Origin of the sequence: Vreelandella sulfidaeris (assembly GCF_042429665.1) — a bacterium.
GTDB lineage: Bacteria > Pseudomonadota > Gammaproteobacteria > Pseudomonadales > Halomonadaceae > Vreelandella.
On sequence record NZ_JBHMAC010000010.1, the window covers coordinates 789400 to 805330 of the forward strand.

At 55.7% G+C, this 15931-nt stretch carries 10 protein-coding genes; 6 read left to right on the forward strand and 4 right to left on the reverse strand.

Annotated elements, in window-relative coordinates; translation table 11 throughout:
* Positions 1-96: 96 nt before the first annotated feature.
* From infA to aat, 3 genes are all read right to left on the reverse strand, one after another.
* Positions 97-315 carry a translation initiation factor IF-1 gene (gene infA, locus ACFFLD_RS08565; protein WP_007111068.1) on the reverse strand — a complete coding sequence of 73 codons (219 nt, stop codon included), beginning with the start codon at positions 313-315 and terminating at the stop codon, positions 97-99.
* A 131-nt stretch (positions 316-446) separates the two neighbouring features.
* Positions 447-1181: an arginyltransferase gene (locus tag ACFFLD_RS08570; protein ID WP_386039137.1), complete on the reverse strand. Its 735-nt coding sequence runs from the start codon at positions 1179-1181 to the stop codon at positions 447-449.
* Between the two features lie 33 nt (positions 1182-1214).
* The gene (gene aat / locus ACFFLD_RS08575) at positions 1215-1964 is read right to left on the reverse strand and encodes a leucyl/phenylalanyl-tRNA--protein transferase (RefSeq protein WP_386039139.1); all 750 of its coding nucleotides are present in this window, start codon (positions 1962-1964) and stop codon (positions 1215-1217) included.
* Between the two features lie 145 nt (positions 1965-2109).
* Here aat and ACFFLD_RS08580 point away from each other — a divergent pair, with 145 nt between their 5' ends.
* Both ACFFLD_RS08580 and lolA read left to right on the forward strand, forming a co-directional pair.
* Entirely contained in the window at positions 2110-5445 is a 3336-nt protein-coding gene (locus ACFFLD_RS08580; protein WP_386039141.1) for a DNA translocase FtsK, read from the forward strand.
* 174 nt (positions 5446-5619) lie between these two features.
* Entirely contained in the window at positions 5620-6270 is a 651-nt protein-coding gene (lolA, locus tag ACFFLD_RS08585) for an outer membrane lipoprotein chaperone LolA (RefSeq protein WP_386039143.1), read from the forward strand.
* A 29-nt stretch (positions 6271-6299) separates the two neighbouring features.
* Here the strand turns inward: lolA and ACFFLD_RS08590 are convergent, their stop codons facing one another.
* Positions 6300-7634, reverse strand: a complete 1335-nt coding sequence (locus ACFFLD_RS08590) for a replication-associated recombination protein A (protein WP_386039145.1) — start codon at positions 7632-7634, stop codon at positions 6300-6302.
* Positions 7635-7957: 323 nt separating this feature from the next.
* Here ACFFLD_RS08590 and ACFFLD_RS08595 point away from each other — a divergent pair, with 323 nt between their 5' ends.
* From ACFFLD_RS08595 to ACFFLD_RS08610, 4 genes are all read left to right on the forward strand, one after another.
* Positions 7958-8503 carry a hemerythrin domain-containing protein gene (locus ACFFLD_RS08595; protein WP_386039147.1) on the forward strand — a complete coding sequence of 182 codons (546 nt, stop codon included), beginning with the start codon at positions 7958-7960 and terminating at the stop codon, positions 8501-8503.
* Between the two features lie 164 nt (positions 8504-8667).
* The gene (gene murI / locus ACFFLD_RS08600) at positions 8668-9471 is read left to right on the forward strand and encodes a glutamate racemase (protein WP_386039149.1); all 804 of its coding nucleotides are present in this window, start codon (positions 8668-8670) and stop codon (positions 9469-9471) included.
* Positions 9472-9600: 129 nt separating this feature from the next.
* The gene (trmA, locus tag ACFFLD_RS08605) at positions 9601-10734 is read left to right on the forward strand and encodes a tRNA (uridine(54)-C5)-methyltransferase TrmA (protein WP_386039151.1); all 1134 of its coding nucleotides are present in this window, start codon (positions 9601-9603) and stop codon (positions 10732-10734) included.
* A gap of 165 nt (positions 10735-10899) precedes the next feature.
* Entirely contained in the window at positions 10900-15723 is a 4824-nt protein-coding gene (locus tag ACFFLD_RS08610; protein ID WP_386039153.1) for an NAD-glutamate dehydrogenase, read from the forward strand.
* Positions 15724-15931: the final 208 nt, after the last annotated feature.

A 15931-nucleotide genomic window follows, 5' to 3' on the forward strand; every position in this document is an offset into this window, starting at 1 on the left:
CTGCTGCAGGTGGTGTTAGTCGCTACATCAGCGCCCTGTCATCGACGGGGCGTTGTTGTTTCTAGCGAGCACTGCGTTTAGCGCGAGCGTTAGTCTTTAGCGCGAACGATAAACGATACGGCCTTTGGAAAGATCGTAAGGCGTCAGCTCTACTTTTACCTTGTCACCGGTCAGTATGCGAATGTAGTTTTTGCGCATCTTGCCAGAAATGTGAGCGGTAACCACATGACCGTTTTCCAGCTCAACACGAAACATGGTGTTCGGAAGGGTATCGACGATAACGCCCTCCATTTCAATATGATCTTCGCGTGCCATATAGGCATTTCCTCACTTATGAGTTAGTAATGTATCTATCAGTCAAACTTTGAGTGCCGCAAGGTGGGCGCTCAAGAATCAGCGCTATATTGTGCCGTAAGCCTGCCAGCAAGGCAAAAAAGCTGACATGTTTAACGAATTAACGGCCGCCAGTGACGCCCGTCGAGAACTTCCAGCGGCGTGAAAGCCTGCTTGTAGCGCATTTTACGGCACTCTTCGATCCAATACCCTAAATATAGATGCGGGAGCGCTTTTTTTCGGCTCAGCTCAATGAGCTGTAGAATAGCAAAGGTTCCCAGTGAACGCTTATCCAGGCTCTCGTTAACTGCAAAAAAGGTATAAATGGCCGATAGGCCATGTTCTAGCTGATCAAAAGCAGCCACCCCCACCAGCTCGTCCTCAAGATACATTTCCATTAGATGAGCGTAGGGTTCATCAAGGGTAAGAAACGTACGATACTGTTCGCGGCTGGGTGGGAACATATCGCCATCTGGATGACGTTGACGAATATAATCAGCATAAAGCGAGTAGTGCTGCGCTGAAAAATGAGCCGGCACGACGCGAATGCTAATATCGGCATTACGGCGCCACACTTTGCGCTGAGTGCGGTTGGCTGAAAATTGCTCAACCGGAATGCGCACCGAGCAGCACGCATTACATCCTTCACAATGAGGTCGATAAAGGTGGCGCCCACTGCGGCGAAAGCCTAGCAGCGCCAGCGAATCGTAAACACCCGGCACCGGGGATTCTTGAGGGTCGAGAAACAGCGTCGTTGCTTCTTTGCCGGGCAGGTAGCTGCACGCATGAGGCACCGTAAGGAAGAAGCGCAAATCCCGCACCGGGCGACGCGGCGTATTACTGCTCAAGGCTTGCCTCCTGTATAAAATGGGCTCATTTCGTCACCATGCGCTTCCCTCGTCGGTAATGGCGTTAAGCCAACGCGACGCTGGAACCGTTGGTGCCTCAGCCGAGGATGAGTGACACGAAAACAGATTGTCGGGTAACCAGTGTTTAAGATAGTTGATGAATGACTCGCGAGCGACTGTAATAGCGCCCAGACTTGCCAGGTGTGGAGTGTGCATCTGACAGTCGATAAGCTTTCCGCCATGCTCGCGCATGGCTCTGGCTAATTGGGCTAGTGCTACTTTTGAGGCATCCGGTGCGCGTGAAAACATCGACTCGCCAAAAAACACCGGCCCCATGGCAAGGCCATACAGACCGCCAACCAATTGGCCGTGTTGATGGACTTCTATGCTATGGGCAATGCCCAGGCTATGTAGGCGGTTGTAAGCATCACGCATCTCGGCTGTGATCCAGGTGCCTGCCTCTTCGTCACGGGGAGCGGCACAGGCCTGAATAACCTGATCGAAGTGTTGATCCACGGTGAGATGAAAGCCACCATGGCGTAAGCGTTTGGTTAGACTACGACGCTGCTTAAATTGCTCAGGTAGGAGTATCATGCGCGGGTCAGGGCTCCACCACAAGATAGGGTCTTCGTCGCTGAACCATGGGAATATCCCGTGACGGTAGGCGTTTACCAGCCAGGCGGGGGTGAGCTCGCCTCCTGCCGCCAGTAGTCCGTTAGGCTGATCCAGGGCGGTAGCAGTTGGTGGAAAAGTAGGATGTGGCGATGAAAGCCAAGGTAGCATTACTTGCTCCTGTTACGACGTTCTTGTACGACACATGGTGCTAGGCCACTTAATGAGCCGCTCTGTGACGACGGAAGGATGCTCGGTATCATACAAACTCGCAAGTGGATTTAAAGACGCCATTGAGGTGCAAGGGGAGAGTCGCTTGAAAGTGAATAAAGCGGTAAACAAGCGAACGCAGCATAGCGGGCGTAAAACACCATCATCGGCTTCTTCAGCGCGTGTGAACGCCGCGAAGGATAAGGCTCGTCGTTTTGGCCTGCGTTTACAAGGTTCTGTGCGGGAAGGCGTAGTGGTGGTAATGCTGGCGCTATGTGTTTTCTTACTGCTAGCGCTATTTAGTTACCACCCATCCGATCCTGGCTGGTCCTATCAGGGGCCGGAAACGGAGGTGCGTAACTGGATGGGCCAAGTAGGTGCTTGGTTAGCCGATGTGCTTTACTCATTACTCGGCGCCAGTGCGTTATGGTGGCCGGGCATGTTTGGCTTCGCGGCCTGGTGGTTGATACGTTCGCGTCAGGTGCGTTTTGAACTCGATCCCATCGCTATTGCCGTGCATGCCGGTGGGTTAGTGCTGCTGATGTTCGGCACCACTATGTTGGGAGCACTGCATTTTTATCATCCTGACAGCATACTGCCCTACGCCTCTGGCGGTATTTTGGGAGAAGGTCTGGTGGGCGCGCTTAGGCCACTGGTCAGCAGTGGTGGGGTAGGGTTGATCGCCGCTGCCTTGATACTAAGCGGTTTTCCGCTGTTTAGCGGCATGTCATGGCTGCAGGTGGCGGATGAGCTGGGTAAGCGCTCATGTCGCTTGGGAGGCTGGTTTTCGGCTCGCCGGCAAGCCCGCCGTGAGCGCGCAGCGCAGCGTAAGGTGATGAAAGCCGCCAAAAAACCAGCCCCGACCGCGACACCTTCGGCTAAGCCCGAGCAAAACACTGGCGTTGAGAGCAACCCTGAGCCAGTAGCGAAAAGCAGTACTGGCCGCGAGCGGCGTGAGCCCGGCTTTTCTGTGGCGGAGAGTGACGCTGGCGATACTTCGATTCCGTGGGAAGCCGCGGCGTTTTCAAGCAATAAGCACGTGCCTGACAAAGCCGCTTCCTCAACCGCCCAGCTTGAAGCGCCTGCATCGACAAGGACGCCGACCACCACGGCTCAACCTGTCACTGATACCGCAGAAGAGCCGCAGCAACACGTGCCGAGCGAGAAAACGCCGCGTGAAAATGCTTTTGTTACCGCTGACGAGCCGCCTGCCGAAACGGCACCTGTGGAGCAACCTGGAGAGTCAGAGCCAGCTCGCGACTTTCCGCTGCGCGCATCGCGTCAAGATGAACCAGCAGCACCGGCTGGCATGTTTATTAATGACGAGGCGACGCAAGAAGTGCCGCCTGTCGAGAAGGCATCTGCTAATAGCAGGCGTGAACCATCGTTCAGCGCCGAGCCCAGCAGCAGCTACGACACCGCGTTATATGGCCGTGAGCGTGAGCCAACGCTGCGTGAACCAGATGTCAGTGAACCAGCGTTCAGTGAGCCGGTTGCCAGTGAAATGCCTAAAACGCCTATTGGCGAACCAGCGTTCAATGAACCGGCTGCCGTTGAAACGCCTATTAGCGAAACGCCAGTTAGCGAACCGGCTGTCAGTGAGCCAGTTAGCCGCGAGCCTGGCGCAACGGCGTATAGGCCTGAACACAACGATGGCAGCGACCCCGCGCCTGGCGCTGCACACACGCCCCCCCGCGCGCCTGAGCGTGTAGCAGAGGTCGTCCCCGAGCCGGTGTGGGATGATGAGGAGATGGACGACGAGGCTAGCGACGAAGCGCATTCCATTCCTGCGCAACCGACGCCAGCCCCTGCCGCGCGTTACGAGCCTACGTTTGCGTCGCAAGAAAGCGTACCAGAGAGCGATGAAGGGCCCGCGCTTTGGACCGTCGAGCACCTGCAGAGCCAGCGTCCAGCGTTTGAAACCCTGGACGAGCCTGAGGGCGAGGTGCCGAGCCTGCAATTGTTAACCCCGGCGGAGCCGCACCAGCCTAACTACACCGACGAGCAGTTGGCCGATATGGCCGAGTTGCTGGAAGTGCGATTGCGTGAGTACGGCGTGAAAGCGGAAGTGGTGGATACCTGGCCTGGCCCGGTCATCACCCGTTTTGAGATCAAGCCTGCCGCCGGCGTCAAGGTTTCTAAAATTAGCAACCTTGCCAAAGATCTGGCGCGTTCACTGATGGTGAAGAGTGTGCGCGTGGTGGAAGTGATACCGGGGCGCCCCACGGTGGGGATTGAAATCCCCAACCCTAATCGCGCCATGATCCGGCTACGTGAAGTCATCGACTCCGACCGCTACCAGCAGGAAACGTCGCCACTCACCATGGCGCTGGGTCAGGATATCGGCGGCAGCCCCGTGGTGGCCAACTTGGGTAAAATGCCGCACTTATTAGTGGCCGGTACCACCGGGTCGGGCAAATCGGTTGGGGTCAACGCCATGTTGATCTCGATGCTGCTGAAAGCAAAGCCGAGTGAGCTCAAACTCATCATGGTTGACCCGAAAATGTTGGAGCTGTCGGTATATGACGGTATTCCGCATCTTCTGGCGCCGGTGGTAACGGACATGAAAGAAGCCGCTAACAGCCTGCGCTGGTGTGTGGCTGAAATGGAACGACGCTACAAGCTCATGGCTGCCATGGGTGTGCGCAATATTGCAGGCTTTAACGGTCGCCTGGATGAAGCTGAGCGTGCCGGTGCCCAGGTGGCAGATCCGCTTTGGGAGCCGCAGCCGTGGGAGATCCACCAGCCGCACCCGGTGTTGGAAAAACTGCCCTATATCGTCGTGGTCATCGATGAGTTTGCCGATATGTTTATGATCGTCGGCAAGAAAGTCGAAGAGCTCATTGCACGTCTGGCACAAAAGGCCCGTGCTGCCGGTATCCATTTGATTCTGGCTACCCAGCGCCCGTCAGTGGATGTCGTGACCGGCTTGATTAAAGCCAACATACCGTCGCGAATGGCGTTTCAGGTGTCATCACGTATTGATTCGCGCACCATTCTCGATCAAGGCGGTGCTGAAAGCCTGCTGGGACACGGTGATATGCTCTACCTGCCTGCAGGGTCGGGGCCGCCTAACCGTATTCATGGTGCGTTTGTGGATGATGACGAAGTTCACCGCGTCGTTGACGACTGGAAGCGCCGGGGTACGCCTGAATATATCGAAGAGATACTGTCTGGAGGGGTGTCCGCCGATGCGCTCACCGGCCTTGAGGCGGAAGGGGGCGATGGTGATGATGCCGAGCAGGACGCGCTATACGACGAGGCCGTTCAGTTCGTTACCGAAACGCGCAAGGCGTCGATTTCTGCGGTACAGCGGCGCTTCAAAATTGGCTATAACCGAGCCGCGCGCTTGGTAGAAGCCATGGAGGGCGCGGGCGTGGTCACCTCGATGGGCACTAACGGCGCACGTGAAGTGCTGGCGCCGCCTCCGGTGGGCAGCTAACGCTCGACCCGGTCGTTGGCTTCACGCGCCAAGACGTAGAAACACAAATATGCAATAAGCGTGAAAGTCGCGCCGCGAGTGAAACCTCGCGGCGTTTTTCACGTCTGATTATCACATGGACGGTTACGCCGACCTTTAGCATTATTATCTGGCAACGCTGCCTAGGGAGATCACATGCGCGATAAGCAAACCCAACGACCTTCACCCCTGGTATTTGCAGCAAGCGCCTTGGGGCTAACCTTTGGTGCCCCGGCATGGGCGGATGACGCCGCGGAACGTTTGACCGAACGGCTGGAGCCGCTTGAAAACTATCAAGCCGACTTTCAGCAGCAGATTCTGGATGGTAGTGGCGAGCGTCTGCAAAGTGCGCGTGGCGAAATGTGGCTGTCGCGCCCAGGGATGTTGCGTTGGGAAGTGGAAGCGCCGTATTCGCAAACGGTGGTTTCCGACGGCGACGATGTGTATATGTATGACCCCGATCTTGAGCAGGTTACTGTTCAAGCTATGGATGACCGGGTTACCCATACCCCAGCACTGTTGCTGTCAGGCAGCGTAGACGATTTAGCCAGCAGCTATGAGGTCTTCTACGAGCAGAGTGACGCAGGCGATATGTTTACCCTGGTGCCTATTTCTGCCGACACCCTGTTTGAAGAGTTAAGCTTGGTATTCGAAGCGGAGACACTGACGGAACTGTGGATGATGGACAGCACTGGTCAGCGCACGGCAATAAGGTTCAGTAACATTACCAGTAATGGCCGTATCGACCCGACCATCTTCGACTTTGATATCCCCGAAGGAACCGATGTTATCCGCGAAGAGCTGTAAAGCATCGAGAGCATAGATGATCAGGCGCCTTAGGGCGCCTGATCTGCTTCCTGGTCACGATTTTCCCGCCACGCCATGATTTCCCCAAAGCGTTTCTCCTGGCCGATAGCGCTTGGCTTGAAAAAGTCGGCCTTAGGGAGTTCTTCAGGCCAGCAGTCGTGGGCACTCCCCGCGGGATAGCCGTCGGGTTCGTTGTGTGCATAGCGATAACCTTCACCATGGCCCAACTGCTCCATTAACTTGGTGGGCGCGTTGCGTAGGTAGGTCGGCACCTCCACCTGAGGTTGCTTGCTGACATACTGCTTGGCTGCACTCCAGGCGCGGTCTATACGGTTACTTTTGGGTGCCACTGCCAAATGAATCGCCGCATGAGCAATGGCTCGCTGGCCTTCGTAGTCGCCAAGTCGCAGGTAGGCGTCCCAGGCGGCAATCACCAGCGGTAGCGCACGAGGATCGGCGTTACCGACATCCTCAGAGGCGATGGCGGTTAATCTGCGCACGACGTCCAGTGGGTCGCCCCCGCCCTGAATGAAGCGCGCCATATAAAGCAACGCCGCATTGGGCCGTGATGAGCGTATCGATTTATGGATCGCCGACAGCAGGTCGTAATAGGCATCACCCTGTTTATCAAAGGCGCTGGCTTGATGGCCGATTACATCGGCAAGCACGTCCTTGGACAACACCTCTCGGTCTGCCTCCTGAACGGTAAAATCGCAGGCGGTTTCCAACAGTCCCAGCGCCCGGCGAGCGTCGCCTGCACTGGCGTGAGCCAGAGCGCTTAGTACGTCATCATTAACGCTAATGTCACGCTTGCCCAGGCCGCGTTCAGCATCGTTGAGCGCTTGACGCATGACGGTCATCAACTCCTCTTGGCTCAAGGCTTTGAGTACGTAAACGCGCGCCCGGGAAAGCAGTGCCGAGTTGACTTCAAACGAAGGGTTTTCCGTGGTGGCCCCAATCAGCGTCAGCAATCCCGATTCCACATGGGGTAACAGCGCATCCTGCTGACTCTTGTTAAGACGGTGAATCTCATCTAAAAAGAGAATAACCGTTGATGACATCTGTTGGGCGCGCTCCACGACGGCACGAATCTCCTTTACTCCTGCCATCACCGCACTGAGGTGCTCCAGGTGAGCGTCGGAGGCACGGGCCAAAAGCTCTGCCAGGGTGGTTTTGCCAACGCCTGGCGGCCCCCATAAAATCATCGAGCGCACCACGCCGGATTCCGTCATGCGACGTAGCGGTTTTTCCAGCCCTACCAGCGCCTGTTGGCCCACATAATCGTCTAAATGACGAGGGCGCATACGGTAGGCTAATGGGGCGTCATCAGCCGGAACTGATTGGGCACTATCAAAAAGATCCATGTGTACTTCCGTTGTAAATCGGGACGTTGAGCAGCAAAGTAGCCACAAGAGACAGTGGTAAATCACGCCCTGGCGAACTACCTTGGGCGTAACCTATCAGAAAGGTATGCTTGCTAGCATAGCGCCATAAGAGGCATTGTTGTTGCATGCAGGTAATGATAAACGTTGTTGATAACCGTGAATAATAACCCCCGTTAGTGTCGCTACCTTCAGGTTAAGATAGACGTTAGCGACACGATGTGTTGATTACCACGCGCTGATGATCGCATGTCGTTGACCGATAGGCTCAATGGCAGGCATGACCCAATAAAGGAGACGGTTCGATGTTAAACCAACTGCGCCTAGATCATGCCAACATGGCGAGATTACTGCATGTGCTACAGCTAAAGCAGAAAACCCTCGCTCAAGGTGAGCGGCCCAACTTCCAGCTGATGCGTGAAGTGGTCGATTACATTTTGTCCTATATGGACGGTTTTGCGACGCCCCTGGAACGTGTTTGTGTGGAGCGACTGCAGACACAGGCGCCCGAACATAAGGCGCTGGCCGAACAGATGGCAATTGAGTATCGTGAGTTGAAGCCGCGTCTTCAGCGCTTATCCAGCGATATCGATATGATTTTGATGGATAATGTCATGCCGATGGATCGCTTTGCTGAAGACTTGAAAGCGTACCTGGAGGCGCACCGGAGCTATCTTCGCCATGAACGTGAGGGTCTTTTCCCGCTGATTGATGAGCACTTTAGCGAGCAAGACATGGAGGAGTTGCGCCAATCCTTACCTGAGGGGGCTGAAGATGAGCTAGAGCGTCTGCAGGAAGCCTACCCTGAGCTCTATGCCGAGCTACGTGGGGCTGACGTGCCGGCTGTATAGCACGCTCGATCGCTCTTACCAGACGCACGGCAATCAATTAAAACCAAAGCGGGGCATGCTAAACTGGCTGCCCCGTTTTTTAGGGTGTGGCCATGGGTAGCGGATTATGCACCGTTCATCCTGAGGTTGATTGATACAGCAAGGACTGTGATGCAGAAAGAGTCATGAAAGGCCCCGTATTGATTTTTGATTCCGGCGTGGGTGGCCTGTCGGTCGCGCAGTCATTGCGTCAGCACTATCCTGATGCCGCCATGTGCTACGCCTGTGATAATGCCTGGTTACCTTATGGCTTACGCGACGACGCCGTGTTGGCTGGTCGCATCGTCGCGGTCTGTCGAGCTGCCGTTGAGGCCTGCCAGCCCAGTGTACTGGTGGTGGCTTGCAACACGGCAAGCACGCTGGCACTAGAGCTATTACGTGCGCAGTTGACGGTGCCGGTGGTGGGCACGGTGCCCGCGATCAAGCCTGCGGCATTGATGAGTCAGACACGCCATATCGGCTTGCTCGCCACGAAAGCCACGGTAGGCCGGCCTTATACGCAACGTTTGATTGATAGTTTTGCCAGCGATTGTGTTATTACCCCCGTTGCTGCTGATGCCCTGGTGATTGAAGCAGAAACGTATGTGGCCGGCGGTGCGCCCAATAGTGAGCACATGCAGGCTGCACTCGCACCGCTGTGGCACGCTGTGATGCCCTCAACGTCAGCGGTACCGGCGTTGGATACCGTGGTGTTGGGCTGTACCCACTTTCCGTTGTTGAAGCCGTGGCTGATGCAGCTTGCCCCAGCGCCCCTGCAGTGGGTCGATTCGGGTGATGCCATTGCCCGCCGTGTGGCCCAGGTAACCGCTGACGTGGGCAGTGGGCAGGGGGATGGGCGATGCTTTACCACCGCACCTGCTGACAGGTTAATCGCTGGCTTTGCGCATTATGGCTTTGCCGCGCCCCAACTGCTGCGTGTGGGTGTCTAGCGTTGCTAGATGCCGTACTCATGTTGGCAATGAGCTGTCTTGTACTGACTGGATTCGTGCTGAGTGAATTCGTACTGACTAAATTTGTACTGACTGAATGTGTACTGATTGAATTTAACAGGAGCCGCCTTGGCAATTCCCGTTGTAGACCCCGAGCGTTATGCCGAACAATTGAGCGTTAAACGCGACTATCTTGAGCGTACTTTTGCCTCGTTTAAGCCGCCAGCGTTAGAGGTGTATGAATCTCCGCCGGGTTATTACCGCCAGCGTTGCGAGTTTCGTATATGGCACGAAGATGACGATCTTTACTACGCCATGTTCGAAGTGGATCCGGAAAATCCTAAAAACAAGCGTGTCATTCGACTCGATCAGTACGCCGTGGCTAGCGAGCGTATTAATCAGTTAATGCCGCAGCTGCGTGAGGCATGTCTTCAATCTGACGAGCTGCGTCGGCGGCTGTTCCAGGTGGAGTTCTTAACGACCTTATCCGGTGAGGCGTTAGTGACGCTGATTTATCATCGCCCCTTAGGCGATGAGTGGGAGCGCGAGGCGCGAGAGCTGGAAGCCAAGCTCGGCATCATGATCATTGGCCGCTCGCGTAAGCAGCGTCATGTGCTGACCCGCGACCACGTGTGGGAGCGACTTGAGGTCGATGGCCGCACCTTGCATTATCAGCAGGTCGAAAACAGTTTTACCCAGCCGAATGCGCATATTTGCCAGACAATGCTCTCCTGGGCTCGGGAAGTGACGGGCAGCGGTCAGCAAGAGGGCTTGCCTAAAGACCGCAATGAGGACCTGGTCGAGCTTTACTGCGGAAACGGCAATTTCACTATTGCGCTGGCCGAGAACTTCCGCCGCGTCCTGGCGACGGAAATTTCACGCACCTCGGTCGCTAGTGCCAACGTCAACCTGGACGCTAATAGTGTCACCAACGCGTATGTTGCCCGCATGTCAGCGGAAGAGTTCGCGCAGGCGCTGAAGGGCGAGAAACAGGGGCGTCGGGTAGCGGAAATGGCGCTGGAAAACTATGCCTTCTCCACCGTGCTGGTAGACCCGCCCCGCGCAGGGTTAGATGATGAAAGTTGTCATCAGCTAAGCGAATACGCTCATATCGTCTATATTTCATGCAATCCGGCCACATTGGCTGACAACATGGCCATACTGACTCAGACTCATCGTATTGAGCGCTTTGCATTGTTTGACCAGTTTCCGTTTACCGATCACTGTGAGTGTGGGGTGTTATTAAAGCGGCGCGATGGCTAGCGTTTTTGCGACAGGCGTGATGCGAAAGCGGTATGCGTCATGATTAACACGTTAGGTGATTAGGGACACGACAATAGGTAGCGTAAGCTAGACGCTATACTGGCCTAAAGGCCTATTGTCCTTCGTTTTTTGGCCTGTTAATGGCCTAGGCAGTCGAGGTGATGGATGCACTACGTTGCGATTGAAGAGAGTCGGCAAGATCTTTTAAAGCAGTTGCAGGAACGGTTATATGCGCGGTTAGAGCCAGCTCGTGCCGCCACTGTAGACGCCTTTGCTCGACACTTTTATGCCACCGTGCCGGTGGAGGACCTAGTGGATCGTCGTCTCGACGACCTGTATGGCGCAACGCTGTCCATCTGGCAGTTTTTACAGCACCACGATCCGAAAAGCCCCAAGGTACGGGTGTTTAACCCCGATTTTGAAGAGCACGGCTGGCAGTCGACGCATACCTTTGTGGCTGTTTTGCATGAAGATATGCCGTTTCTGGTCGATTCGGTACGTATTGAACTCAACCGTCATGGGCTGACCGTTCACGCGATTCAAAATGCCGTGCTGGCCGTCGGTCGCGATCAAAACCACCAACTACAAGCGCTGACCTCGCCGCGGGAAGAGAATGCTCCCGAGTCGCGCGAGTCACTGATCGTCATTGAAGTGGACCGTCATACCGACGTGACGATGCTTGAGAAAATCGAACGCAACCTGCACGAAGTACTCCGAGACGTGCGTACGGCTGTGAATGATTACGATGCCATGTGCTCGCAAATTACCGCTTCGATTCAAGAGCTTGAAAAAAACTGCCCACCGCAAATTGATCCCGACGACCACGAAGAGGCCATTGCGTTTCTAGAGTGGCTGCTCAAGGATAACTTTACCTTCCTGGGCTACGATGAGTACCATCTGGAAAGCGGCGAGTTACAGCGCGATAGCGATAGTGTGCTGGGTGTTTTCCGGCTGGATCAACCACGCTACTGCGAACGTATTCGTACCGAAGAAGGCGTTGATGAGCACAACGACTACGTATTGGTACCTCAACTGCTCTCGTTTGCCAAAAGCGCCCATCACTCCCGGGTTCATCGCCCCACCTATCCCGACTATATTACCGTTGATCGCTACGATGACGACGGCAATGTCATTGGCGAGCGCCGCTTCTTCGGGTTGTTTACCTCGACGGTTTATAACGAGTCGCCGCGCAATATACCGCTGCTGCGTCGTAAACTGAAAGCCGTGATGGATATTGCCGGTTTTAACCCGCAAGGGCACAACGGCAAGCAGCTATTGCAGGTGCTGGAGGTCTACCCGCGGGATGATCTTTTCCAGATTGAAACCGAGGCGTTGGCCAGCACATCGCTGGGCATTCTCAATATTCGTGAGCGTCGCCAGGTTCGGCTGTTTATTCGTGCCGATATCAGCGGTAAGTTTTATTCCTGCCTGGTGTTCGTGCCGCGTGACGTATTCTCCACGGACCTTCGTCAGCGCATTCAAAACGTGTTGTGTGACGATCTAGATGCTCACTTTGGCGACTTCAATACCTATTTGTCAGAGTCGGTGCTGGCGCGTATTCAGTTGATACTGCGCTTTAACGGCGACTCCCCCAGCGACTATGATCTCAAGCGTCTTGAGAACAAAGTGGCGCAACTGGCGCGCAGCTGGCGCGATGAACTACACAGCGCCATGATTGAAGGCTTTGGTGAAGAGCAAGCGAATCACCAGATGGATCGATTCCGCGAGGCGTTTTCCGCCAGCTACCGGGAAGACTTCTCCGCCCGCACGGCGGTCTTTGATGTTCAGCATCTGCTAACACTTAATAATGGCGATGATTTATCACTGTCGCTCTATCGCCCGCTGGAAGAGCAGGGCGGTGGCGTTAATCTGAAACTGTTCCACCGCGAATCACAGATCCCGCTTTCCGACGTGTTGCCGATGATGGAAAACCTCGGCCTGCGGGTGATTGGCGAGCGTCCCTACGATATCAATGCCCCTGAACAGCGCTACTGGATTCACGATTTTGAGCTTGAGCATAGCGGGGCGGATGTCAGCCTTGGCGATATGCGCGACGTGTTTACCGAAGCCTTTAAGCGTATCTGGTCCGGCGAAGCTGAAAACGACGCCTACAATAGACTGATTATTGGTGCGCAGTTGGATTGGCGTGAAGTGGCCATGCTGCGTGGCTATGCCCGCTATCTGAAGCAGATCCGCTTTGGCATGTCACAGGACTATATTGCCGCCACGCTTGCCAACTACCCCGAGATTACTCGCGAGTTAGTCGAGCTGTTCCGGCTGCGCTTTGATCCCGAGCAGCAGAACCACGCGACGGATGAGTGCATCGCCCGCTTGAATGAGCGCCTGGAAGGCGTGGCCAGTCTTAATGATGACCAGCTGCTCCGTCGCTTCATGGAGTTGATCCTCGCCACGCTGCGTACCAACTATTACCAGCTTGCCGAGGGCGGCCGCTTTAAAGACTATATTGCCTATAAGCTTGAACCGTCCAAAGTGACCGGTATGCCCAAGCCGCGCCCTTTGTATGAGATTTTTGTCTGCTCGCCGAGGGTCGAAGGTGTCCACCTGCGCGGCGGTAAAGTCGCCCGCGGTGGCTTGCGCTGGTCGGACCGGTTTGAAGATTACCGTACCGAAGTGCTGGGGCTGGTAAAAGCACAGCAGGTGAAGAACGCTGTTATCGTCCCGGTGGGTGCCAAGGGCGGTTTTGTCTGCAAGCGCATGCCGGAAAACGCCAGCCGTGAAGTCACCCAGCAAGAGGGTATCGCCTGCTACCAAATCTTTATCCGCGCGTTGTTGGATGTGACCGATAACCTGGTGGGTAGCGACGTGGTACCTCCAGAGAATGTGGTTCGTCACGATGAGGACGACGCTTACCTGGTGGTGGCTGCCGATAAAGGCACTGCTACCTTCTCGGATATTGCCAACCAGATATCGCTGGAATACGGCCATTGGCTGGGCGATGCGTTTGCCTCTGGCGGCGCTAACGGCTATGACCATAAGAAAATGGGCATTACCGCACGCGGTGCCTGGGAGTCGGTCAAGCGTCACTTCAAAAATCTCGACCTTGATACCCAGCGCGACCCGTTCAGCGTGGTAGGGATCGGCGATATGGCGGGGGATGTCTTCGGTAATGGCATGCTGCTATCTGACAAGATTCAGTTGGTAGGGGCATTTAACCACCTGCATATCTTTGTCGACCCCAATCCGGACACTGAAGCCTCGTTTGCCGAGCGACACCGGCTGTTTGCACTGCCTCGCTCAAGCTGGGAAGACTACAGTCAGGAATTGATCTCCGCCGGTGGCGGTATCTTCAGCCGCAGCGCCAAGTCGATTACGATTACCCCGGAAATGCAGCAGGTGTTCGGCATTACCGAGCATCGCCTGTCGCCGAATGAGCTGATTCGCGCCATGCTGAAATCCAGGGTCGATCTAATCTGGAACGGCGGTATCGGTACGTATGTGAAGGGCTCCGACGAAACCGACACCGATGTGGGCGATAAAGCCAACGACACGCTACGCATCAACGGCAACGACCTGAACTGTCGCGTGGTCGGTGAGGGCGGCAACCTCGGTTTGACCCAGCGCGGACGTATGGAAGCCGCTGCGAAAGGCGTGCGCGTTTATACCGACTTCATTGACAATGCGGGCGGCGTTAACTGCTCTGACCATGAGGTCAATATCAAGATATTGATTGATGAAGTGGTCAAGCGCGGCGATATGACCGATAAGCAGCGCAACCAGCTGTTAGCGGAAATGACCGATGAAGTAGCGGATCTGGTTATTCTGGATAACTATCGTCAAAGCCAGGCGCTGGATCTATCGGCTATCCTCTCGGATCAGGCGATGGGGCCTTATCGTCGCTTTATTAGCGAACTGGAAGCTGTGGGGCAGATCGATCGCGAGCTGGAGTTCCTCCCCACCGATGAGACGCTTAAAGAGCGTGCCAGCAACGAACAGGGAATGCGACTGCCTGAACTGTCGGTGCTGATCTCCTACGCCAAGAGTACCCTGAAAGGTGACCTGATTACCTCTGACGTCCCGGATGATCAGTATATTCACCGCCACCTGGAGCGGCTATTCCCCTCCGTGTTGGTGGAACGTTTCAAAAACGAAATGTACGAGCACCGGCTAAAACGTGAAATTGTGGCTACCCAGGTTGCCAACGACCTGGTAGACCACATGGGGATCGTGTTTGTCCGCCGCTTGATGGACTCAACCGGGGCAGGGCGCGCCGATATTGCACGTGCTTATATCGTGGCACGTGATAGCTTCGATCTGCCGGGTCTATGGGCGCAGATTGAAGCCCTTGATAATCAAGTGCCGAACCGCATTCAGTACTCCATGATGCTCGATCTGATGCGCCTGATTCGGCGTGCCTCACGCTGGTTCCTGCGCCAGCACTTGGGCCTCTCGACTCAGGATACGGTTGAGTATTTCGCCCCGCGCCTAGCGCAGTTGCAAGAAGGCATTGGTGAGCTACTCCGGGGAGAAGAGCTTAGCGCCTGGAGCGCCCGTCGTGACGAGCTGTTAGAGGCTGGCGTTCCCGACGCATTGGCCTCCACCGTAGCGGCGGCGTCAAGCCTCTATGCGGGGCTAGGCATTATCCAGGCAGCACGCTTGACCAACGAGAAACCGCAGCGGGTGGCGGAAGTGCTATACGAAATTGGCAGTCGCCTGGAACTACCGTGGATGATTCAACAGGTAACGCAGCTCGAAGTGCGTGACGCCTGGCAGGCGCAAGCGCGCGAAACATTCCGCGACGACATTGAGCGCCAGCAGCTTGCCCTGACCACCAGCGTGCTGAAGCTTGAGGCGGGGAGTCGCGATACCCAGGAGCGGGTAGCGCAGTGGTTGGATCAGCACGCCGATCTTCATCGCCGCTGGTGCCGTCTTATTGAAGAGGTGCGGGGCGGAAGTGAAGGGGGCTTTGCACTCTTCGCCGTCGCGGTACGCGAGTTGGTTGACCTCGCTGAGAGCGATAGCGAAGCGTAACCGTCGATCTTTCCATCCGGTAAACGACCACCGCGCCCCATGGGGCGCGGTGTTTTTGTCTGTGGCGAAGCGTTCTGCGCCAATGCTCTCTGCGTGCACTCTGCGATTGCTCTCTGCGATTGCTCTCTGCGATTGCTCTCTGCGATTGAAGCAGGGTTTGCGCTATACTGTGCGCCGCTCGCTAAGCCACCTGCCTTGTTGCCCTGGA